Origin of the sequence: Streptomyces thermocarboxydovorans (assembly GCF_039524635.1) — a bacterium.
GTDB lineage: Bacteria > Actinomycetota > Actinomycetes > Streptomycetales > Streptomycetaceae > Streptomyces > Streptomyces thermocarboxydovorans.
Genome location: NZ_BAAAGU010000080.1, coordinates 1 through 21,472, shown reverse-complemented (window position 1 = coordinate 21,472; position 21,472 = coordinate 1). Strand labels below are relative to the sequence as shown.

Annotated in this window: 18 protein-coding genes, 1 tRNA gene and 3 pseudogenes; 9 read left to right on the top strand and 13 right to left on the bottom strand. The window is 70.8% G+C overall.

Going from position 1 to position 21,472, the window contains the following annotated elements; genetic code table 11:
• Nucleotides 1-100: 100 nt before the first annotated feature.
• Nucleotides 101-672, bottom strand: a pseudogene (locus ABD198_RS27755) (sodium:solute symporter family transporter); the annotation flags it as partial.
• A gap of 114 nt (nucleotides 673-786) precedes the next feature.
• On the opposite strand from ABD198_RS27755, the gene galT reads away from it, so the two are divergent.
• Genes galT through galK form a run of 3 tightly spaced genes read left to right on the top strand, consistent with a single transcriptional unit; the run spans nucleotide 787 to nucleotide 4,012 of the window.
• Entirely contained in the window at nucleotides 787-1,848 is a 1,062-nt protein-coding gene (galT, locus tag ABD198_RS27750; protein ID WP_344006967.1) for a galactose-1-phosphate uridylyltransferase, read from the top strand.
• Nucleotides 1,845-2,819 carry a UDP-glucose 4-epimerase GalE gene (gene galE / locus ABD198_RS27745; protein ID WP_344006965.1) on the top strand — a complete coding sequence of 325 codons (975 nt, stop codon included), beginning with the start codon at nucleotides 1,845-1,847 and terminating at the stop codon, nucleotides 2,817-2,819. The genes galT and galE overlap by 4 nt, the downstream gene beginning before the upstream one ends.
• 11 nt (nucleotides 2,820-2,830) lie before the next feature.
• Nucleotides 2,831-4,012, top strand: a complete 1,182-nt coding sequence (gene galK, locus ABD198_RS27740; protein WP_344006963.1) for a galactokinase — start codon at nucleotides 2,831-2,833, stop codon at nucleotides 4,010-4,012.
• Here galK and ABD198_RS27735 read toward each other — a convergent pair.
• On the bottom strand, nucleotides 3,984-4,439 hold the full coding sequence (locus ABD198_RS27735) for a GNAT family N-acetyltransferase (RefSeq protein WP_344006961.1): 456 nt from the start codon (nucleotides 4,437-4,439) through the stop codon (nucleotides 3,984-3,986). The two genes, galK and ABD198_RS27735, sit on opposite strands and share 29 nt — an antisense overlap.
• 142 nt (nucleotides 4,440-4,581) lie before the next feature.
• On the opposite strand from ABD198_RS27735, the gene ABD198_RS27730 reads away from it, so the two are divergent.
• Nucleotides 4,582-5,349 carry a LuxR C-terminal-related transcriptional regulator gene (locus tag ABD198_RS27730; RefSeq protein WP_344006959.1) on the top strand — a complete coding sequence of 256 codons (768 nt, stop codon included), beginning with the start codon at nucleotides 4,582-4,584 and terminating at the stop codon, nucleotides 5,347-5,349.
• Here the strand turns inward: ABD198_RS27730 and tamR are convergent.
• Nucleotides 5,308-5,805: a MarR family transcriptional regulator TamR gene (tamR, locus tag ABD198_RS27725; RefSeq protein WP_344006957.1), complete on the bottom strand. Its 498-nt coding sequence runs from the start codon at nucleotides 5,803-5,805 to the stop codon at nucleotides 5,308-5,310. The genes ABD198_RS27730 and tamR overlap by 42 nt on opposite strands.
• 112 nt (nucleotides 5,806-5,917) lie before the next feature.
• Here tamR and ABD198_RS27720 point away from each other — a divergent pair.
• Nucleotides 5,918-6,718 (top strand): annotated as a pseudogene (locus ABD198_RS27720) (trans-aconitate 2-methyltransferase); the annotation flags it as partial.
• A gap of 476 nt (nucleotides 6,719-7,194) precedes the next feature.
• Here ABD198_RS27720 and ABD198_RS27715 read toward each other — a convergent pair.
• Nucleotides 7,195-7,869: a TetR/AcrR family transcriptional regulator gene (locus ABD198_RS27715; protein WP_344006955.1), complete on the bottom strand. Its 675-nt coding sequence runs from the start codon at nucleotides 7,867-7,869 to the stop codon at nucleotides 7,195-7,197.
• On the bottom strand, nucleotides 7,866-8,882 hold the full coding sequence (locus ABD198_RS27710; protein WP_344006953.1) for an acyl-CoA desaturase: 1,017 nt from the start codon (nucleotides 8,880-8,882) through the stop codon (nucleotides 7,866-7,868). Before ABD198_RS27710 ends, ABD198_RS27715 begins: the two co-directional genes overlap by 4 nt.
• 291 nt (nucleotides 8,883-9,173) lie before the next feature.
• On the opposite strand from ABD198_RS27710, the gene ppc reads away from it, so the two are divergent.
• Complete coding sequence (gene ppc / locus ABD198_RS27705; protein WP_344006951.1) at nucleotides 9,174-11,906, top strand: phosphoenolpyruvate carboxylase; 2,733 nt, start codon at nucleotides 9,174-9,176, stop codon at nucleotides 11,904-11,906.
• A 161-nt stretch (nucleotides 11,907-12,067) separates the two neighbouring features.
• Here ppc and ABD198_RS27700 read toward each other — a convergent pair whose 3' ends face one another.
• From ABD198_RS27700 to ABD198_RS27675, 6 genes are all read right to left on the bottom strand, one after another.
• Nucleotides 12,068-12,529 (bottom strand): hypothetical protein, encoded by a 462-nt coding sequence (locus ABD198_RS27700; protein WP_344006949.1) that lies wholly within the window; start codon nucleotides 12,527-12,529, stop codon nucleotides 12,068-12,070.
• 54 nt (nucleotides 12,530-12,583) lie between these two features.
• The gene (pth, locus tag ABD198_RS27695; RefSeq protein WP_344006947.1) at nucleotides 12,584-13,186 is read right to left on the bottom strand and encodes an aminoacyl-tRNA hydrolase; all 603 of its coding nucleotides are present in this window, start codon (nucleotides 13,184-13,186) and stop codon (nucleotides 12,584-12,586) included.
• Between the two features lie 112 nt (nucleotides 13,187-13,298).
• Nucleotides 13,299-13,892: a 50S ribosomal protein L25/general stress protein Ctc gene (locus ABD198_RS27690; protein WP_344006945.1), complete on the bottom strand. Its 594-nt coding sequence runs from the start codon at nucleotides 13,890-13,892 to the stop codon at nucleotides 13,299-13,301.
• Between the two features lie 208 nt (nucleotides 13,893-14,100).
• Nucleotides 14,101-15,081, bottom strand: coding sequence for a ribose-phosphate diphosphokinase (locus ABD198_RS27685; protein WP_344006943.1), 981 nt, complete (start codon nucleotides 15,079-15,081; stop codon nucleotides 14,101-14,103).
• A gap of 137 nt (nucleotides 15,082-15,218) precedes the next feature.
• The gene (gene glmU / locus ABD198_RS27680) at nucleotides 15,219-16,667 is read right to left on the bottom strand and encodes a bifunctional UDP-N-acetylglucosamine diphosphorylase/glucosamine-1-phosphate N-acetyltransferase GlmU (protein ID WP_344006941.1); all 1,449 of its coding nucleotides are present in this window, start codon (nucleotides 16,665-16,667) and stop codon (nucleotides 15,219-15,221) included.
• 138 nt (nucleotides 16,668-16,805) lie between these two features.
• Nucleotides 16,806-16,876, bottom strand: a tRNA-Gln gene (locus tag ABD198_RS27675).
• Nucleotides 16,877-17,104: 228 nt separating this feature from the next.
• Between ABD198_RS27675 and ABD198_RS27670 the strand changes: the two genes are divergently transcribed.
• Entirely contained in the window at nucleotides 17,105-18,445 is a 1,341-nt protein-coding gene (locus ABD198_RS27670; RefSeq protein WP_344006939.1) for a sensor histidine kinase, read from the top strand.
• Between the two features lie 69 nt (nucleotides 18,446-18,514).
• Here the strand turns inward: ABD198_RS27670 and ABD198_RS27665 are convergent, their stop codons facing one another.
• Nucleotides 18,515-19,009, bottom strand: a complete 495-nt coding sequence (locus tag ABD198_RS27665; protein WP_344006969.1) for an SUKH-3 domain-containing protein — start codon at nucleotides 19,007-19,009, stop codon at nucleotides 18,515-18,517.
• 65 nt (nucleotides 19,010-19,074) lie between these two features.
• On the bottom strand, nucleotides 19,075-19,617 hold the full coding sequence (locus tag ABD198_RS27660; protein ID WP_344006937.1) for a YwqJ-related putative deaminase: 543 nt from the start codon (nucleotides 19,615-19,617) through the stop codon (nucleotides 19,075-19,077).
• A gap of 311 nt (nucleotides 19,618-19,928) precedes the next feature.
• On the opposite strand from ABD198_RS27660, the gene ABD198_RS27655 reads away from it, so the two are divergent.
• Nucleotides 19,929-20,948, top strand: a complete 1,020-nt coding sequence (locus tag ABD198_RS27655; RefSeq protein ID WP_344006935.1) for an SMI1/KNR4 family protein — start codon at nucleotides 19,929-19,931, stop codon at nucleotides 20,946-20,948.
• A gap of 9 nt (nucleotides 20,949-20,957) precedes the next feature.
• Nucleotides 20,958-21,472 (top strand): annotated as a pseudogene (locus tag ABD198_RS27650) (SUKH-4 family immunity protein); the annotation flags it as partial.

The following is a 21,472-nucleotide window of genomic DNA, read 5'->3' as shown; positions in this document are numbered from 1 at the left end:
ATCGACAGGGGGACACAGTCATGCCGGGCCCGGAGGCCAGCGGCCCTCTTGCAGGACCGCGGAAACCATAACGGGGGACTGTGGGGGAGAGTTTGAGCCAGAGGAGGAAGAAGAGGCCGAGGACGATGGTCAGCCAGTTGGCGCCGAGCGGGTTGTCGCTGCCGATGCCGGTGCCGCCCCAGGCGGTCATGAAGTTGTCGCCGTGGGAGGCGGTGAGCTTGTCGGACAGGCCGTCCCAGCCGCCCACGCTCCGCAGGCCCAGCACGGTGATCGGGATGAGCGCTGCGAGGATCACGAAGAACTGCAGCACCTCGTTGTAGATGGCGGAGGACAGGCCGCCGAGGGTGATGTAGGCGAGCACGAAGAAGCCGGCGACGACGATGGCCACCCATTCCGGCCAGCCCAGCAGGGCCTCGACCACGATCGCCAGGGCGTAGAGGTTGACGCCGGCGATGAGGATGGCGGCGCAGGCGAACAGGACCGCACTGAGCAGGTGTGCGGCCTTGTCGAAGCGCAGCAGCAGGAACTCCGGGACCGAGCGGACCTTGGAGCCGTAGTAGAAGGCATCATCACCAGGCCCAGGAAGACCATCGCCGGGATGGCGCCGATCCAGTACCAGTGGGTGGTGTAGACGCCGTACTGCGCGCTGTTCGCGGCCATGCCGAGGATCTCGGCGAACACTTTTGTTGGTGAGCTTTGTTTGATTGTGATGTTGACCCGGGTGGTGAGTCGTGTTTTGGTATGTTGAGTTCTGTTGAACAGTGCGGCTCGAATGGAGCGTCCGGCGTGAAGAAGACCTCGACCCGACTGGCCGACGGTCGCGAGCTCATCTACTACGACCTCAGCGACGACACCGTCCGCGACGCGCCCGACCGCCGCCCGCTGGACGTCACCGTCACCACGTCGGAGATCCGCCGCGACCCGCTGCTCGGGGACAGCGTCGCCATCGCCTCCCACCGGCAGGGCCGCACCTATCACCCGCCGGCCGACGAATGCCCCCTGTGCCCCTCCGAGGGCGACCGGCTCAGCGAGATCCCGGACTCCTCCTACGACGTGGTCGTCTTCGAGAACCGCTTCCCCTCGCTGGCCGGGGACTCCGGCCGCTGCGAGGTCGTGTGCTTCACCTCCGACCACGACGCCTCCTTCGCCGACCTGAGCGAGCGGCAGGCCCGGCTGGTCCTGGAGACCTGGGCGGACCGGACCTCGGAGCTGTCGCATCTGCCTGCCGTCGAGCAGGTCTTCTGCTTCGAGAACCGGGGCGCCGAGATCGGCGTCACCCTCCAGCACCCGCACGGGCAGATCTACGCCTACCCGTTCACCACCCCCCGCACCGCCCTGATGCTGCGCCAAGTGGCGGCGCACAAGGCGGCGACCAGCGGGGAGAACCTCTTCGACGCGGTGCTGGAGCGGGAACTCGCCGGGGAACGTGTCGTCCTGGAGGGTGACCACTGGGCCGCCTTCGTGCCGTACGCGGCGCACTGGCCGTACGAGGTCCACCTGTACCCCAAGCGCCGGGTCCCCGACCTGCTCGGCCTCGACGAGGCGGCCCGCGCGGAGTTCGCCCCCGTCTATCTGGAACTGCTGCGGCGCTTCGACCGGATCTTCGGCACCGACGAGCCCCCGACGCCGTACATCGCCGCCTGGCACCAGGCGCCGTTCGGCCCGCTGGAGGAGTACGGCGGCGTGACACGCGACGACTTCGCGCTGCACCTCGAGCTTTTCACCATCCGCCGCACTTCCGGCAAGCTGAAGTTCCTCGCGGGTTCCGAGTCCGGCATGAACGTCTTCATCAATGACGTGCCGCCGGAGCGCGCGGCCCAGCGACTGCGGGAGGTAGCCACTTCATGAGCGAGAAGTACCTGGTCACCGGGGGTGCGGGCTATGTCGGCAGCGTCGTCGCCCAGCATCTGATCGAGGCCGGCGACGAGGTCGTCGTCCTCGACAATCTCTCCACGGGCTTCCGCGAGGGCGTGCCCGAGGGCGCCTCGTTCATCGAGGGCGACATCCGCGACTCCGCCAAATGGCTGGATCCGTCGTACGACGCGGTGCTGCACTTCGCCGCCTTCTCCCAGGTCGGCGAATCGGTCGTGCGGCCCGAGAAGTACTGGGACAACAACGTCGGCGGCACCATGGCGCTGCTCGCCGCGATGCGCGAGGCGGGCGTGCGCACCCTGGTGTTCTCCTCCACGGCGGCGACCTACGGCGAGCCGGCCGAGGTGCCCATCGCCGAGTCCGCCCCCACCGCCCCCACCAACCCCTACGGCGCCTCCAAGCTCGCCGTGGACCACATGATCAGCGGTGAGGCCGCCGCCCACGGCCTGGGCGCGGTCTCCCTGCGCTACTTCAACGTGGCCGGCGCCTACGGCGACCACGGCGAGCGGCACGACCCCGAGTCCCACCTCATCCCGCTGGTCCTCCAGGTCGCGCAGGGCAGGCGGGAGGCCATCTCGGTCTACGGCGACGACTACCCCACCCCGGACGGCACCTGCGTGCGCGACTACATCCATGTCGCCGACCTCGCCGAGGCCCACCTGCTGGCGCTGCGCGCCGCCACCCCCGGCGAGCACCTCATCTGCAACCTCGGCAACGGCAACGGCTTCTCCGTCCGCGAGGTCGTCGACACCGTCCGCCGGGTCACCGGCCACCCGGTCCCCGAGGTCGTGGCACCCCGCCGGGAGGGCGACCCGGCGGTGCTGGTGGCCTCCGCGGACGCCGCCCGCGAGAAGCTGGGCTGGCGGCCGAAGCGCACGGACCTCGCCGGCATCGTCGCGGACGCGTGGGAGTTCGCCCGGCGGCGCGCGGCTCAGGACGTCCGATGAAGGGGCAGCGGATGAGCGGGACGGTGGCAGCGGAGTTCACCCGGCTGTACGGGGCCGAGCCGCACGGGGTGTGGGCGGCACCGGGCCGCGTCAACCTCATCGGTGAGCACACCGACTACAACGACGGCTTCGTGATGCCGTTCGCGCTGCCGCACACCGCGGTCGCGGCCGTCGCCCGCCGCGACGACGGCGTGCTGCGCCTGCACTCCGCGGACGTGCCCGAGCCGGTCGCGGAGATGAGCGTGGACGGCCTGGCGCCCGGGTCGGACAAGAACTGGACCGCCTACCCGGCGGGCGTGGTGTGGGCGCTGCGGGAGGCCGGTCACGCCGTGACCGGCGCGGACATCCATCTGGCGTCCACGGTCCCGGCCGGCGCCGGCCTGTCCTCCTCGGCCGCCCTGGAGGTCGTGGTGGCCTCGGCTCTGAACGACCTGTTCTCCCTGGGCCTGCGCGGCCGGCAGCTGGCCCGGCTGTGCCAGCGCGCCGAGAACGTCTATGTCGGCGCGCCCGTCGGCATCATGGACCAGACGGCCGCCGCCTGCTGCGAGGCCGGGCACGCGCTGTTCCTCGACACCCGGGACCTCTCGCAGCGTCAGATCCCCTTCGACCTTGAGGCCGAGGGGCTGCGCCTGCTCGTCGTAGACACCCAGGTCAAGCACAGCCACAGCGAGGGCGAGTACGGCAAGCGCCGCGCCGGCTGCGAGAAGGGCGCGGCGCTGCTCGGCGTCGACGCCCTGCGCGACATCCCCTACGACGGGCTGGAGGCGGCGCTGGCGCGGCTGGGCGACGAGGAGGAGGTGCGCCGGCTGGTCCGTCATGTGGTGACGGAGAATCAGCGGGTGGAGCGGGTCGTGGAGCTGCTGGAAGCGGGTGACATCCGGGCGATCGGTCCCGTGCTGGTCGAGGGGCACGCCTCGCTGCGCGACGACTTCCGCATCTCCTGCCGCGAGCTGGACCTGGTCGTCGAGACGGCTCTCGCCTCCGGGGCCCTCGGCGCCCGCATGACCGGCGGCGGCTTCGGCGGCTCGGCGATCGTGCTGACCGAGAGCACCGACGTCCCGGCCGTCACCAAGGCGGTGGAGGAGGCCTTCGCCGCCGCGGACCTCACCCCGCCCCGCGTCTTCGAGGCCGTGCCGTCGGCCGGCGCCCGGCGGCTGGACCGGCTCACCGGTGCCGGGTCACCAGCTTCTTGACCAGCGTGTACTCGGTGATCCCCGGCGGATAGTCGGGGATCTGGCACACCACCTCGTAGCCCTGCTTCCGGTAGAAGTCCGGGGCCTGGAAGTCCCAGGTCTCCACGCGGGCGGAGGCGCAGGCGCGTTCGGTGGCGGCGAGGTGCTCGGCATGCGCCAGCAGGCGGCTGCCGAGGCCGGTGCCCCGGTGGCGCTCGTCCACCCACAGGTAGCTGACGTGGAGCCAGGAGGCCCAGGTGTGGCCGACCAGGCCGCCCGCGAGGCCGCCGAAGTCGTCCATGGCCCACACATGCAGGGGGTTCTCGCGTTCGCCGGGGGTGCCGCGCAGGGCGCGCAGCACGGGGGACGCGGCCGTATTGGTGTCCCGCAGACGCTTGCGGAGCAGATCACGCCGGGCTTTGTCGACTTCTGTCTCCAAACGAAACATGCGGCTCACCCTAAACGCGCCAGGACCGCCAGTTCTGTGAATAACCTTCCGCTCCCGGCCCCCGTCCGTACCCTGATGAACAGTGCCGGTGGGCCGGTGAGCGATCCCCTGCTCTGCGGAAGAGCTCGGGGAAGGGGGTTTCGTGGTACGCATCCGAGTCCTGGTCGTCGACGACCACCGCATCTTCGCCGAGTCGCTGGCCGCGGCCCTGGCCGCGGAGCCGGATGTCGAGGTGGCCGCGGCCGGCAGCGGCCCGGCGGCGCTGCGCTGTCTGGAGCGTGCCGCCTCCGAGGGGCGCCGCTTCGACGTGATGCTCGTAGACGCCGATCTGGGCGGCAAGGTGCCCGGCGGCCGTCCGGCGGTGCCCGTGCAGGACGGCGACGAGGACGGCCTCGTCGACGGGATGGCCCTGGTCGCCGGGGTGCGCACGGCCCAGCCGCAGGTGCGGATCGTGGTGCTCGCCGAGAAGGACGACCCCCGGCGGGCGGCCTCCGCGCTGCAGGCCGGCGCCTCCGGCTGGGTGGCCAAGGACTGCTCGCTGAACCGGCTGCTCACCGTCATCCGGGGCGTGCTGCGCGACGAGACGCATCTGCCGCCCGCGCTGCTCACCGGCGTGCTGCGCGAGCTGACCGCGGCCCGCAAGCACCGCACCGAGAGCGAGCGGCTGGTGGAGTCCCTCACCCCGCGGGAGCGGGAGGTGCTGCGCTGCATGGTGGCGGGCCTGGGCCGCAAGGCCGTCGCCGAGCGGCTGTATCTCTCCCCGCACACGGTGCGGACGCACATGCAGAACGTGCTCGGCAAGCTGGGCGTCCACTCCACGCTCGCCGCGGTCGCCCTCGCCCGCCGCGCGGGCGTCGGACCGGTCGACCTATCCGGGGATGTTGTCGAACGGGGCGGTCAGCTGGCGTAGCAGGGCGGCCAGTTCACTGCGCTGCGCCCGGGACAGCTCGGCGAGGATCGCCCGCTCCTGGTCCAGCAGCCCGGCCAGGGCCTGGTCGGCGCGGTCGCGTCCCTCGGCGGTGAGCCGGACCAGCACACCGCGCCGGTCGGTGGGGTCGGGCAGCCGCTCCACCAGGCCCTTCTTGGCGAGGCGGTCGATGCGGTTGGTCATCGTGCCGGAGGTCACCAGCGTCTGGGTGAGCAGCTGCCCCGGCGAGAGCTGATAGGGGGCGCCCGCGCGGCGCAGCGCGGTCAGTACGTCGAACTCCCAGGGCTCGAGCCCGTGCTCGGCGAAGGCGAGCCTGCGTGCCCGGTCCAGATGCCGGGCGAGCCTGCTGACCCGGCTGAGCACCTCGAGCGGTTCCACGTCGAGGTCCGGGCGCTCCCGGCGCCACGCTGCGACCAGCCGATCGACCTCGTCCTCCATGGCGATCAGTGTAGTGGTTGTGTCGACGTGAAGTCTCTTGATATCGAGTTTCTTGACATCAAGGAATAGGGATTGCAGGGTGGGTACGCGCCCAACAACTTACGGAGGACCGATGACCGTCACCCCCACCTGGGACCCCGCGCAGTACCTGCGCCACGCCGGCCACCGCACCCGGCCCAGCACCGAACTCCTCGCCCGCATCCCGGAACCGGCGGCAGACGCGCCCCGCATCGCCGACCTCGGCTGCGGCGCCGGCAATGTCACCGCCCTGCTCGCCGAACGCTGGCCCGCCGCCCGCATCACCGGCTACGACAACTCGCCCGAGATGCTCGAGGCGGCCCGCGCCGGCCACGCCGGCCCCACCCCGGGCGGCGGACACCTCGACTTCGTCCACGCCGACCTGCGCACCTGGACGCCCGAGGAGCCGTACGACCTGATCATCAGCAGCGCGACCCTGCAATGGGTGCCGGGCCACGCCGACCGGTTCGCCGACTGGGTGGCCGCGCTGAACCCCGGCGGAACCTTCGCCTTCCAGATCCCCGGCAACTTCGACGCCCCGAGCCACGCCCTGATGCGCGAGATCGCCCACCGGCACGGCATCGGCCACGTCCTGCGCCACAGCGACGCCGTGCTCGCCCCGCAGGACTACCTCGCCCGCCTCACCGCCGCCGGCTGCACCGCCGACGTCTGGGAGACCACCTACATCCACCTGCTCACCGGCGAGGACCCGGTCCTGGACTGGGTGAAGGGCACCGGACTGCGGCCCGTGCTCACCGCCCTCGCCGACGAGCCCGAGCGGCGCGAGGCCTTCCTCGAGGAGTACCGGGCCGCCCTGCGCACCGCCTACCCGCCGGGCCTCCACGGCACGGCCTTCCCCTTCCGCCGCCTCTTCGCCGTCGCGCACAAGCCCGCGAAGGACGCGCCCTCACCGGCCGGCGGAGCACCCGCCATGATCACCGCACTCGACCACGTCCAGCTCGCCGCGCCCGCCGGCAGCGAGGACCTGCTGCGCGACTACTACGGCGGCATCCTCGGCATGCGGGAGATCCCCAAGCCGCCCGCCCTCGCCGCCCGCGGCGGCTGCTGGTTCCAGTCCGGACCCGTCCAGCTGCACCTGGGGATCGAGAACGGCTTCCGCCCCGCCAGGAAGGCCCACCCGGGCATCCGGGTCAGCGGGATCCGGCAGTACGCCGACCGGCTCGACCGGCACGGCGCCCCCGTCACCTGGGACGACAACCTGCCGGGCCACCTGCGCTTCTTCACCGCCGACCCGGTCGGCAACCGCCTGGAGTTCCTCGAACCCGTCCGGGAGGACGCCTGACCGGCCAGGGCGGGACGGGGGAGGGGAGCTGCGGCCGACCGGCAGGCGGGCGCGGTCGCAGTAAGGGTTCAGCTCTTGCGGTGCCCGATCAGCCGCGGCTTCGGCTCCAGGCCGTCCAGGCCGTGCCACGCCAGATTCACCAGGTGCGCCGCCACCTCGGCCTTCTTCGGCTTGCGCACGTCCAGCCACCACTGGCCCGTCAGCGCCACCATGCCGACCAGCGCCTGCGCGTACAGCGGCGCCAGCTTCGGATCAAAGCCGCGGGACTTGAACTCGCGGCCCAGAATGTCCTCCACCTGGGTGGCGATGTCCGAGATCAGCGAGGCGAACGACCCCGTCGACTGGGGGATGGGGGAGTCACGCACCAGGATGCGGAACCCGTCCGTGTACTCCTCGATGTAGTCCAGCAGCGCGAACGCCGCCTGCTCGCACAGCTCCCGCGGGTGGCCGGCCGTCAGCGAGCTGGTCACCATGTCCAGCAGGCGGCGCATCTCCCGGTCCACCACCACCGCGTACAGGCCCTCCTTGCCGCCGAAGTGCTCGTACACCACCGGCTTGGACACCCCGGCCTTCGCCGCGATCTCCTCCACCGACGTGCCCTCGAAGCCCTTCGCCGCGAAGAGGGTGCGGCCGATCTCCAGTAGCTGCTGGCGGCGCTCCGCACCGGTCATCCGGGTCCGGCGCGTGCGCCGCGGCTTGTCATTGCTCGGGATGCTGCTGGAGTCGGCCACGGCGACCATCATGCCGCCTCGACGGTCTCCTTCCGGCGCCGGGAGCCGACATCAGTGGTGTTCCGGCGGGAATCGATACGCGAGCGTGACGGCCACCGCACGTCGTACGCCCAGCCCAGCAACTCGAACCAGCGGATCAGCCGCGCCGAGGAGTCCAGCTGCCAGCGCTCCACGCCGTGCCGCGCCGACGTCGGGTCGGCGTGGTGCAGGTTGTGCCAGGACTCACCGCACGACAGCACGGCCAGCCACCACACATTGCCCGAACGGTCCCGCGACTTGAACGGCCGCTTGCCGACCGCGTGGCAGATGGAGTTGATCGACCACGTCACATGGTGCAGCAGCGCCACCCGGACGAGTGAACCCCAGAAGAAACCGGTGAAGGCGCCCCACCAGGACATCGTCACCAGCCCGCCGATCAGCGCCGGCAGCAGCAGCGACAGCGACGTCCACAGCACGAACAGGCGGGAGATCCGCCGCATCGCCGGATCCTTGATCAGATCCGGCGCGTACTTGTCCTGCGGCGTCTGCTCCTCGTCGAACATCCAGCCGATGTGCGCCCACCACAGGCCCTTGATCAGCGCCGGGATCGTCTCCCCGTACCGCCACGGCGAATGCGGGTCGCCCTCGGCGTCGGAGAACTTGTGGTGCTTGCGGTGATCGGCCACCCACCGCACCAGCGGCCCCTCGACCGCCATCGACCCGGCGATGGCCAGCGCGATCTTCAGCGGCCGCTTCGCCTTGAACGAGCCGTGGGTGAAGTGCCGGTGGAAACCGATGGTGATGCCGTGGCACCCGAGGAAGTAGAAGAACACCAGCAGGCCGAGGTCCAGCCAGCTCACCCCCCAGCCCCAGGCCAGCGGCACGGACGCCAGCAGTGCCAGGAACGGAACGATGATGAAGAGCAGCAGCGTGATCTGCTCGATGGAACGCTTGCGCTCACCGCCCAGCGTGGCGGAGGGCGCGGCGGCGACGTCGGATCCAGATGCCTTCGGGGCTTCTTCGATCACATCGGAGCTTGAGGTCATGCGTGTCCCCTGTGGGGTATGCGGACGGGGGTGGTGCCGGGGCTGCCGGAACCGGGAGGAGTTCTTACGGTTCCGTAACCTACGGCTTCGTAAGTATGGCAGTGCGTCGCCCGGCGGCAAGAGCCCGCGAGCCTGCGCGTCCCGCCCGACACCTATCCTGGGAGTCGGTCGGACAGCGCGGTCCGCTCGGAATTCTTCCCGGACGCCCCATTTCGTATGCGGCGCCCGCCGCGCGCGACGCCGTCCGGGTTCCCTCCCAGACGAGCTTCAACACTGCAAGGAGCCGCACCTGTGAGCAGTGCCGACGACCAGACCACCACGACGAGCGCCGAACTGCGTGCCGACATCCGCCGACTGGGTGACCTCCTCGGGGAGACCCTGGTCCGGCAGGAGGGCCCTGAGCTGCTGGAGCTCGTCGAGAAGGTCCGCCGCCTCACCCGGGAGGACGGCGAGGCCGCCGCCGAGCTGCTGCGCGGCACAGAACTCGAGACCGCCGCCAAGCTGGTGCGCGCCTTCTCCACCTACTTCCACCTGGCCAACGTCACCGAGCAGGTGCACCGCGGACGCGAACTGCGCGCCCGGCGCGCGGCCGAGGGCGGTGCGCTCACCCGCACCGCCGACCGGCTCAAGGACGCCGACCCCGAGCATCTGCGCCAGACCGTGCAGCACCTCAACGTGCGGCCCGTCTTCACCGCCCACCCCACCGAGGCCGCACGCCGCTCCGTCCTCAACAAGCTCCGCCGCATCGCCGCCCTCCTCGACACCCCGGTCATCGCCTCCGACCGGCGGCGCCTGGACACCCGGCTGGCCGAGAACATCGACCTCGTCTGGCAGACAGACGAGCTGCGCGTCGCCCGCCCCGAACCCGCCGACGAGGCCCGCAACGCCATCTACTACCTCGACGAGCTGTACGCCGAAGCCGTCGGCGACGTCCTGGAGGACCTCACCGCCGAACTCGAACGCGTCGGCGTCAAGCTCCCCGACGACACCCGCCCCCTCACCTTCGGCACCTGGATCGGCGGCGACCGCGACGGCAACCCCAACGTCACCCCCCAGGTCACCTGGGAGGTCCTGATCCTCCAGCACGAGCACGGCATCAACGACGCGCTGGAGATGATCGACGAGCTGCGCGGACTGCTCTCCAGCTCCATCCGCTACGCCGGCGCCACCGAGGAACTGCTCACCTCCCTCAAGGCCGACCTCGACAACCTCCCCGAGATCAGCCCCCGCTACAAGCGCCTCAACGCCGAGGAGCCCTACCGGCTCAAGGCCACCTGCATCCGCCAGAAGCTGCAGAACACCAAGCAGCGCCTCGCCAAGGGCACCCCGCACGAGCCCGGCCGCGACTACCTCGGCACCGGCGAACTCCTCGCCGACCTGCGCATCCTGCAGACCTCGCTCAGGGAGCACCGCGGCGGCCTCTTCGCCGACGGACGCCTCGCCCGCACCATCCGCACCATCGCCGCCTTCGGCCTCCAGCTCGCCACCATGGACGTCCGCGAGCACGCCGACGCCCACCACCACGCCCTCGGCCAGCTGTTCGACCGGCTCGGCGAGGAGTCCTGGCGCTACGCCGACATGCCGCGCGACTACCGCGCCAAGCTCCTCGCCAAGGAACTCCGCTCCCGCCGGCCCCTCGCCCCCACCCCGCCGCCCGTCGACGCGGCCGGCGAGAAGACCTTCGGCGTCTTCCAGACCATCAAGCGGGCCCTGGAGGTCTTCGGACCCGAGGTCATCGAGTCCTACATCATCTCCATGTGCCAGGGCGCCGACGACGTCTTCGCCGCCGCCGTCCTCGCCCGCGAGGCCGGCCTGATCGACCTGCACGCCGGCTGGGCCAGGATTGGCATCGTGCCGCTGCTGGAGACCACCGACGAGCTCAAGGCCGCCGACACCATCCTCGAGGACATGCTCTCCGACCCGTCCTACCGGCGCCTGGTCGCGCTGCGCGGGGACGTCCAGGAGGTCATGCTCGGCTACTCCGACTCCTCCAAGTTCGGCGGCATCACCACCAGCCAGTGGGAGATCCACCGCGCGCAGCGCCGCCTGCGCGACGTCGCCCACCGCTACGGCGTCCGCCTGCGCCTCTTCCACGGCCGCGGCGGCACCGTCGGCCGCGGCGGCGGCCCCACCCACGACGCCATCCTCGCCCAGCCCTGGGGCACCCTCGAGGGCGAGATCAAGGTCACCGAGCAGGGCGAGGTCATCTCCGACAAGTACCTCATCCCGGCCCTCGCCCGGGAGAACCTGGAACTGACCGTGGCCGCCACCCTGCAGGCCTCCGCCCTGCACACCGCGCCCCGCCAGTCCGACGAGGCCCTCGCCCGCTGGGACGCCGCCATGGACGTCGTCTCCGACGCCGCCCACGCCGCCTACCGGCGCCTGGTCGAGGACCCCGACCTGCCCGCCTACTTCTTCGCCTCCACCCCCGTCGACCAGCTCGCCGACCTGCACCTGGGCTCCCGCCCCTCCCGCCGCCCCGACTCCGGCGCCGGCCTGGACGGGCTGCGGGCCATCCCCTGGGTGTTCGGCTGGACCCAGTCGAGGCAGATCGTCCCCGGCTGGTTCGGCGTCGGCTCCGGACTCAAGGCGCTGCGCGAGGCCGGCCTCGACACCGTGCTCGACGAGATGCACCAGCAGTGGCACTTCTTCCGCAACTTCATCTCCAACGTCGAGATGACCCTCGCCAAGACCGACCTGCGGATCGCCCGGCACTACGTCGACACCCTCGTCCCCGACGAGCTCAAGCACGTCTTCGACACCATCGAGGCCGAGCACGAGCTGACCGTCGCCGAGGTGCTGCGCGTCACCGGCGAGAAGGAACTCCTCGACGCCCAGCCCGTCCTGAAGCAGACCTTCGCCATCCGCGACGCCTACCTGGACCCCATCTCCTACCTCCAGGTCGCCCTGCTCAAGCGGCAGCGCGACGCGGCCGCCGCCGGCGAGGAGCCCGACCCGCTGCTCTCCCGCGCCCTGCTGCTCACCGTCAACGGCGTGGCGGCGGGCCTGCGCAACACCGGCTGACCCAAGGGCCGCACACACAGCGGTGCCCCCGCGCTCCACGCGAGCACGGGGGCACCGTCACATCCGGGGCCGTACGACAGCGGCACATGCGGAGCATCACGACAGCGGGCGCCGCCGTCACATCAGGGACAACGCCCGCCGGGAAGCACACCGGCCAGGGATCACACCAGCACGAAGGCCGCCGTCAGCAGCGCCACACCCGAGCCGGCCAGCACCCACGCCGGCCGCGTCCTGCGCAGGCCGCCGGCCACCACCACCGACGCCAGCAGCAGCGCACCGCCCAGCGGCACCCACGCGTACAGCACCCCGCCAGGACCCGACCGCACGGCCTGAGTACCGCCCGGCTTCAGCACCACCGCATAGGTCTCGCCCTCGGTGACGGCCACCGAGTCCTCCAGCACCACCCGGTCCCGCGGCTGCGAGCCCGCCGAGACCGGCGTGTAGGGGCCGCTGCACGTGCCCTGCCGGCACTGCGTCACCTCGACCGCGCCCCGCTCGCGCCCCTTGGTCAGCATCACGTGCTGCGCCGAGCCCCAGGACGCCCACACCCCGGCGATCAGGATCAGCACGGTCACCGTGCCCATCGCCGCGATCCGTCCGAAAGAGAGCACCGCAGAAGGCATGGCCGCGATCTTTGGCCATATCTCTGCGGTCGGTCAACTCATGCGGGGGACAAGTCAGGAGTTGTACGTACTCTGCGCCCGCTCCAGGCCCTCGATCACCAGGCACTCCACCGCGTCCGCCGCCCGGTCCACGAAGTAGTCCAGCTCCTTGCGCTCCGCCGGCGAGAAGTCCCGCAGCACGAAATCGGCCACCGGCATCCGCCCCGGCGGACGCCCGATCCCGAACCGCACCCGGTGATAGTCCGGACCGAACGCCTTCGTCAGCGACTTCAGCCCGTTGTGACCGTTGTCCCCGCCACCCCGCTTCAGCCGCAGCGCGCCGAAGCCGATGTCCAGCTCGTCATGGATGGCCACCACATGATCCACCGGCACCTTGTGGAACTCCCGCAGCGCGTTCACCGGCCCGCCGGACAGATTCATGTACGACATCGGCTTCGCCAGCACCACCCGCCGGGACATCGGGCCCGGAGGACCGATCCGGCCCTCCACCACCTGCGCCTGGGCCTTCCCGGACCGCTTGAACCGCCCGCCCATGCGCTCCGCCAGCAGATCCGCGACCATGAACCCCACGTTGTGCCGGTTCCCCGCGTAATCGGGCCCCGGATTGCCCAGACCCGCGATCAGCCACGGAGCCGCCGCATCCGTCGTCACGTCCATGTCTCCTTCATACGCGTCGGCCGCTGCCCCGCATGGGAACAGCGGCCGACGAAACGACGACCCGGGTCCGCCGTCCGCCTCGCCGGGAAGCGGACCACAGGCCCAGAGGGGATCAGGCCTCGGCGGCCTCTTCCTCCTCGCCCTCGGTCTCCTCGGGCACCTCGGTCTGCGCGGCCAGCACCTGCAGCACCACGGCGTCCTCGTCCACCGCCAGGGTCACACCGCTCGGCAGCTCGATGTCCTTCGCGTGGACCGAGTCACCGGAGGACAGGCCCTCGACGGAGACCGTCACGTGCTCCGGGATGTGGGTGGCCTCGGCCTCGACCGGCAGCGAGTCCAGGACGTGCTCCAGCAGGTTGCCGCCCGGCGCCAGCTCACCCTCGGCGTGCACCGGGACGTCCACACGGACCTTCTCGCCGCGCTTCACCAGCAGCAGGTCGACGTGCTCCAGGAAGCCCTTGATCGGGTCGCGCTGCACGGCCTTCGGGATGGCCAGCTCGTTGCTCTTGCCGTCGATGTCCAGCGAGATCAGCACGTTCGGCGTACGCAGCGCCAGCAGCATCTCGTGGCCCGGGAAGGTCAGGTGCACCGGGTCGGAACCGTGACCGTACAGAACACCGGGAACCTTGTCGGCACGGCGGATACGGCGAGCAGCACCCTTGCCGAACTCGGTGCGCGTCTCGGCGGAGATCTTCACCTCAGACATATTCACTCCTCGAAGTCAGAAACGGACGTGGTCACCCGGCCACGAACGGCCTGCTACGAAGAGCGCGTCGATAACGGACCGCCGTGTTCACGCCTTCGACAGACGAGTACGGCCTCCCTCGCCGAGCAACTGCAACAGTGTACTCAGGCAGGGAGGCCGCACTCAAAACGATCACCGGAACCCCGCGCGGGGGCCGGCTGCAGAACCCTTACTGCTCGTCGAACAGACTGGTCACCGAGCCGTCCTCGAACACCTCACGCACCGCCGAAGCGATCGTCGGCGCGATCGACAGCACCTTGATCTTGTCCAGATCACTGCTCAGCTCACCCGGCGTCGGCAGCGTGTTCGTGAACACGAACTCACTCACCCGCGAGTTCTTCAGCCGGTCCGCCGCCGGACCCGACAGCACACCGTGCGTCGCCGTCACGATCACGTCCTCCGCACCGTGCGCGAACAACGCGTCCGCCGCCGCGCAGATCGTGCCACCGGTGTCGATCATGTCGTCCACCAGCACACACACGCGGCCCTTCACCTCACCGACCACCTCGTGCACGGTGACCTGATTCGCCACGTCCTTGTCACGCCGCTTGTGCACGATCGCCAGCGGCGCACCCAGACGGTCGCACCAGCGGTCCGCCACCCGCACCCGGCCGGCGTCCGGCGAGACCACCGTCAGCTTCTCCCGGTCCACCTTCGCGCCCACATAGTCCGCCAGCAGCGGCAGCGCGAACAGATGATCCACCGGACCGTCGAAGAAACCCTGGATCTGATCCGTGTGCAGATCCACCGTCAGCAGCCGGTCCGCACCCGCCGTCCGCATCAGATCGGCGATCAGCCGCGCCGAGATCGGCTCACGGCCCCGGTGCTTCTTGTCCTGCCGGGCATACCCGTAGAACGGCACGATCACCGTGATCGAACGCGCCGACGCACGCTTCAACGCGTCGATCATGATCAACTGCTCCATGATCCACTTGTTGATCGGCGCCGTGTGGCTCTGGATCAGGAAACAGTCGGCACCCCGCGCCGACTCCTGATACCGCACATAGATCTCACCATTGGCGAAATCGAAGGCCTTCGTCGGGACAACCCCGACACCCAGCTGCTGGGCGACCTCCTCGGCAAGCTCGGGGTGGGCGCGGCCGGAGAAGAACATCAGCTTCTTCTCGCCGGTCGTCTTGATCCCGGTCACAGCACTTTCTCCTCAGAGGTCGTCACAGCTGGGCATGTCCAGAAACCTCTCAGCCGACTCGCGAGAGGCCGTCTCAGCTGGTGGGGTGCGGATGTGCACTTATCACGGTACGCCGTGTTTCAGGCACCCGTTTCCGGTCAGCCCTCCTCGGCCGACCCCCGGGAAGCCGCCTCCGCCGCCTTCGCGGCAGCACTCCCCGGACGCTTGCGGGCCACCCAGCCCTCGATATTCCGCTGCTGACCACGGGCCACAGCCAGCGAACCGGGCGGCACATCCTTCGTGATCACCGAGCCGGCAGCCGTGTACGCGCCGTCCCCGATCGTGACAGGAGCCACAAACATGTTGTCCGAACCCGTCCGGCAGTGCGACCCGACCGTCGTGTGATGTTTGTCCTGACCGTCGTAGTTCACGAACACGCTCGCCGCACCGATGTTCGTGTACTCACCGATCGTCGCGTCACCCACGTACGACAGATGCGGAACCTTCGTCCCCTCACCGATCGACGCGTTCTTCGTCTCCACGTAGGTACCGATCTTGCCCTTACGGCCCAGACGCGTCCCCGGCCGCAGATACGCGAACGGCCCCACCGACGCCCCCTCACCGACCTCCGCACCGACCGACACCGTGTTGTCCACCCGCGCACCCGCGCCCACACGCGTGTCCGTCAGCCGCGAGTTCGGACCCACCTCACAGCCCTCCGCCAGATGCGTCGCACCCAGCAGCTGCGTCCCCGGATGCACCACCACATCCCGCTCGAACGTCACCGACACATCCACGAACACCGACGCCGGATCGACGATCGTCACCCCCGACAGCATCGCCTGCGTCAGCAACCGCTCATTGAGAATCCGCCGCGCCTCCGCAAGCTGCACCCGGTTGTTGATGCCGGCGATCTCACGGTGATCAGCCGCCAGCGCCGCACCCACCCGGTGACCCGCCTCGCGCAGGATCCCCAGCACGTCCGTCAGGTACTCCTCGCCCTGCGAGTTGTCCGTCCGCACCCTCTTCAGCGCATCCGCCAGCAACGCACCGTCGAACGCGAACACACCCGAGTTGATCTCACGGATCGCCCGCTGCTCCTCGGTGGCGTCCTTGTGCTCCACGATCGCGGTCACCGCACCGGACGCCTCGTCACGCACGATCCGGCCGTAGCCGGTCGCATCCGGCACCTCGGCCGTCAGCACCGTCACCGCGTTGCCGTCCGCGGCGTGCGTCCCGGCGAGCCGGCGCAGCGTCTCGCCCGTCAGCAGCGGGGTGTCGCCGCACACCACCACGACCGTGCCGTCGACCGAGCCGCCCAGCTCCTCCAGGCCCATGCGGACGGCGTGCCCCGTGCCGTTCTGCTCCGCCTGCACCGCGGTGCGGACCTCCGGGGCGATCTCGGCGAGATGGGCGGTCACCTTCTCGCGGGCGTGCCCCACCACGACGACGAGATGCTCCGGCTGGAGCTCACCGGCGGCGGCGAGGACGTGACCCACGAGAGAACGGCCGCAGATCTCGTGCAGGACCTTGGGTGTGGCCGACTTCATACGGGTGCCCTCACCCGCTGCGAGAACGACGACGGCTGCCGGGCGATTGGCGCTCACGGGATGCCCTTCGGCTGAGTTTGGGGAGGGGTGGACAGTCCGCAGGATACCGGGGGGTTTTGGGGCGGACATGAGAGCGGGTCCCCACCGGGGGTTGGACCGGCGGGGACCCGAAACTGACGAGACGTGCGCTGAGAGCTCCCGGGGAAGGAATCGAACCCTCATTCAAGAGACCAAAACTCTTTGTCCTACCATTAGACGACCCGGGACGGTTTGCTCGCTATGTCCGATTTCCTAGATCGGTCGCGGATGCAGCCCCTACTATGCCGTACCGGGACCCTTCGATGCGACGGTACAGCTCAGCCCCCTTCAGGACCTTGATCATCGGGCAGCTGCAACGGGCCTGGTGACTGCTCCGCGTGTTCGAGGGGTATCGCGTCGTATCGCTTGTCGAAAGTCGCCGGAAATGCACCGGGTGGCGCCCGTAGGCTGGATGCATGACCGCGACGGGGGAAGAGCTGGTGCCGGCCCGGGGAGGGCCGTGGTGGTGGGCGCGGTGGCGCAGTGCCGTGCTGGATGTGGGCCTCGCGGTGGTGTCCGCGCTGGAGTGCGGTCTTGAGGGGATTCCGTTCGCGCGGGACGCGGGGATTCCGGTGGCCGCGGGGGTGGTGTTCGGGCTGCTGGCCGGGGCGGTGCTGGTGGTGCGGCGGAAGTGGCCGGTCGCCGTGGTGCTGGTGACCATCGCGGTGACGCCTGCCCAGATGGGTTTTCTGATGGGTGTCGTCGGCTTGTACACGCTGGCGGCTTCGGAGCTGCCGCGCAGGATCATCGGGTCGCTGGCGGGGATGTCGCTGCTGGGCACGGCGATCGTGACGTTCGTGCGGGTGCGGCAGGACATGGCGCGCGGCGAGCTGACGATAGGTGACTGGTTCGTGCCGTTCGCGTCGATCACGACGGCGCTGGGGCTGACGGCTCCGCCGGTGCTGCTGGGTCTGTACATCGGGGCGCGGCGGCGGCTGATGGAGAGCTTGCGGGAGCGGGCGGACAGTCTGGAGCGGGAGCTTCAGCTGCTGGCGGAGCGGGCCGAGGAGCGGGCCGAGTGGGCGCGTAACGAGGAGCGGACGCGGATCGCGCGGGAGATGCATGACGTCGTGGCGCACCGGGTGAGTCTGATGGTGGTGCATGCGGCGGCGTTGCAGGCGGTGGCGCGGAAGGATCCGGAGAAGGCGGTGAAGAACGCCGCGCTGGTGGGGGACATGGGCCGGCAGGCGTTGACGGAGCTGCGGGAGATGCTCGGGGTGCTGCGGGCGGGTACGGAGTCGGGGGCGGCGGCGCGTTCGGGGCGGGTGTCGGTGCCTCCGCTGGCGGCGGTGGGGGCGGCCGCGGCGGCGGCTGCCTCGCGTGCGGCCGATGGTGAGGAGGGTGCGGCGGAGGGGCCGAGCCTGGCGGCGATCGAGGAGCTGGTGGGGCAGTCGGCGGCCGCGGGGATGGTCGTGGATCTGTCGGTGGAGGGGGAGAGCCGGTCGTATGCGCCGGTGGTGGAGTCGACGGCGTACCGGGTGGTGCAGGAGGCGCTGACGAACGTCCACAAGCATGCGGCGGGTGCGAAGACGTATGTGCGGCTGGCGCATCGGGCGTCGGAGATCGCGATGCAGGTGGAGAACGAGCCGCCGCCGCGGGCGGCTTCGTCGGCGGGGCTGCCGTCGGGGGGCAATGGTCTGGTGGGGATGAGGGAGCGGGTGTCGGCGCTGGGCGGGGTGTTCGTGTCGGGGCCGACGGAGGCGGGGGGTTTCCGGGTGTCGGCGGTGATTCCGGCGTCGGCGGCGGAGGCCTCGTAGGGGTTTTGCCGGCATCGTCGTGGAGCCTTGTTGCCGGCGGGGGTGTGGCCGGTGGGGTGGCTGGCGGGTTCAGGCGACGGTGAGGCGGGTGGGGGTGATGCCGTCGATGAGGGTGGCGAGGGCCTGGTCGATGTGGGGGCCGAGGTACCAGTCGCCGGTGTGGTCGAGGGCGTAGACGCGGCCTTCGGCGTCGATGGCGAGGAGGGACTCGGTGTCGGTCTCAGCACCGAGGGGGGAGACCTGGGTGTCGAGGGCGCGGCCGAGGTCGCCGAGGGTGCGGGCCATGTGGAGGCCGTGGAGCGGGTCGATGTGGAGGGTGGCGGGGGCGATCTGGCGGCCGGGTCCGGTGGGGTGGATGTGGAGTCCGCCGAATTCGGCCCAGGCTTCGACGGCGGCGGGGAAGACGCTGTGCCGGTGTCCGGCGGGTGAGGTGTGGTCGCGGAGGGTGTCGGCCCAGATCTCGGCCTGTTTGATGTCCCAGCGTCCCGGCTGCCAGCCGGCGGCGCGCAGTGCGGCGTCGACGGGGACGGGGAAGCGCGTGGTGGAGGTGCGGTCGGTGTGCATCTGCCCTTCGTTCGTCGAGTTCATGGTGCTGGGCCGCGTCGCGCGGGCGGGCGGCGTGGCTCGTGTCAGCGTTCGGTGGCGGCGGGGTCGACTATGCGGACACCGAAGTGGGCGCTGAGTGCGGTGCAGGCGCGGCAGGGGATGGCGAAGCCGCCGTGGAGGGGGTCGCCGTCCTCGCGGATGCGGCGGGTGGTGAGTTTGGCGTGTTTGAGTGCTTTGCGGGCTTCGCCGTTGGTCATGGGTTTGCGTGCGGCGCGTTTGCTGCGGGCGGCGTCGGTGGCGGCGATGTGGCGGGAGATGAGGATGGTCTCGGCGCAGCGGCCGGTGAAGCGGTCGCGCTGTCCGCTGGTGAGGGTGTCGAGGAAGTCCTGTACGAGGGGGTGCAGGGCGGGTGGGGTGTCGCCGCGGGCGGGGGTGCCGGTGAGGGTGGTGCCGCGTACGGAGAGGGCGGCGGCGACGGTGGGCAGGATGCCGTCGCGGCGGTGGCGCAGCACGGGTGCGGGGCTGTCGGTGGTGGCGCTCCAGCCGATGCGGGGGTCGCCGGTGCGGGGGTCGGCGGACCGGTCGTTCGGCGTGGCCGCCGGGGCGCCTGCCTGCGTCATGTTCATGATTGTCTTCCCCTCCGTGCATCCCCCGAAGGTCACAGAGTGCCAAATGCCGTGGCTGATGCGGAAGCTGGGGCGGGGCGACACGCCCGGGTCCGGGCACGCTGTCATCGCAGGGTGACGGCTGGTCACCACAAGCGGAGGGCTGGTGACCGGTGCCGGTGACCGGTGTCGGCGTACCGCATAGGCTGTCGGGCACCGCCGAACCGTGCGGTGAGGAAAGTCGAAGCAGACGTGACAGTCGAATACGTTCCGTGACCGGCCGAGGGTGTTCGGGGCAGGGGCGTATCAGAGTGCCGCAGGGGGCAACCGCCATGACGACAGGTCGGCTCGGGCTGGGGGCACCTCCCGGCCGCCAGGCCGGGGGACACGCCGCGCCGCCGAACGCGGCCTACGCCGGGCAGGTCGTGCAATTCCCGGATCCGGTGCGGGCCGCCCGGCATCCCAGAGGTGTGCGGGTGGACGAGCGTGGTTACCCCGACTTCTCGCCTTATGCGCGGGCGGCCGTGGAGATCGCGGATCCGCCGGAGGGTTTCGGTGTCGACGAGCTGCGGCTGACGGACTATGTGTCGGCGAACGCGGCGATGGCGGCGAGCGGGCACGAGCTGTGGGACACGGTGCCGTCGGTGGCGACGCCGCACGGCTGGACGTGGCATCACGTCGCGGGGACGCGGCGGCTGGAGCTGGTGCCGGTCGAGGTGAAGGCGCTGCTGCGGCATCACGGCGGGATCGCGACCGCGAACGTGGATCAGGGCAAGCGGGGCACGCGCCCGCTGCAGGAGACGCGTCCGGCGCACTTCGGGCTGCCGAAGTCGGGTGTGGCGGTGTCGGAGACGCAGGTGCAGCAGGTCGAGGAGGACCTGGGGTACCGGCTGCCGGGTGCCTACCGCTCGTTCCTGAAGGCGGCCGGCGGCTGCGCCCCGGTGGGCACGGCGCTGGACGCCGAGCTGGGGCTGCTGGTGGACCAGCCGTTCTTCACGGTGCGGGACGAGGCGGCCGTCAATGACCTCGTCTACATCAACAAGTGCCTGCGGGATCACCTGACGAAGGACTATCTGTGCGTGGCCTTCGTGCAGGGCGGTCTGCTGGCGGTGAAGGTGCGGGGCGAGCGCAACGGCTCGGTGTGGTTCTGCGCCTATGACGATGTGCGGGACGTGGATCCGTCGTGGTCGCCCGCCGAGCGGGTGGAGCGGCTGCTGCTGCCGTGCGGGGACGACTTCGACGCGTTCCTGTCGCGGCTGGCGGGGTCTCCGCCGGAGCTGCAGACGGTGGCCGATCTGATGGTGGACGGCGGCTTCGCGCGGGTCGTCCCGGTTTCTTCCGCGGGGGAGTGAGCTCAGGCGATGGTGACGTTCGCGCAGGCGCAGGAGCGCGCGGAAGAGTGGATCAACGGTGATGTGCCGTCGTACCAGCACCGTGAGGTGCGGGTGCGGGAGTTCGGTCTCGGGTTCGTGGTGTGGGCGGAGGACCGTGCGGACGGTCCGCGCTCGGACGGGGGCGCGCAGCGGCTGGTGATCGCCCGGGACAGCGGGGAGGCCACGCTGTGGCCCGCGCTGCCGGTGGGTGAGGTGATCCGGCGCTACGAGGAGGAGTACGGCCGTCCGGAGGCCGCGCCGGAGCCGAAGCCGGCGCCGGCCCGGGTGGACCTGAATCAGACGTCGTTCCTGCTGAGCCCTCCGGAGTGGCTGCAGGAGGCGGCGGACCGGATGGGTATCCCGGACCGGCGGGAGACGTCGGGGCCGGGCAGCGGGACGTCGGGGTCCGGCGCGACGGCGTCCGGGGCCGGCGGGTCGTCCGGTGCGGCCGCGCCGTCGGCTCCGGCGGCGGGCGCGGGTGCCGCGCCGGCCGCGGGTCCGGG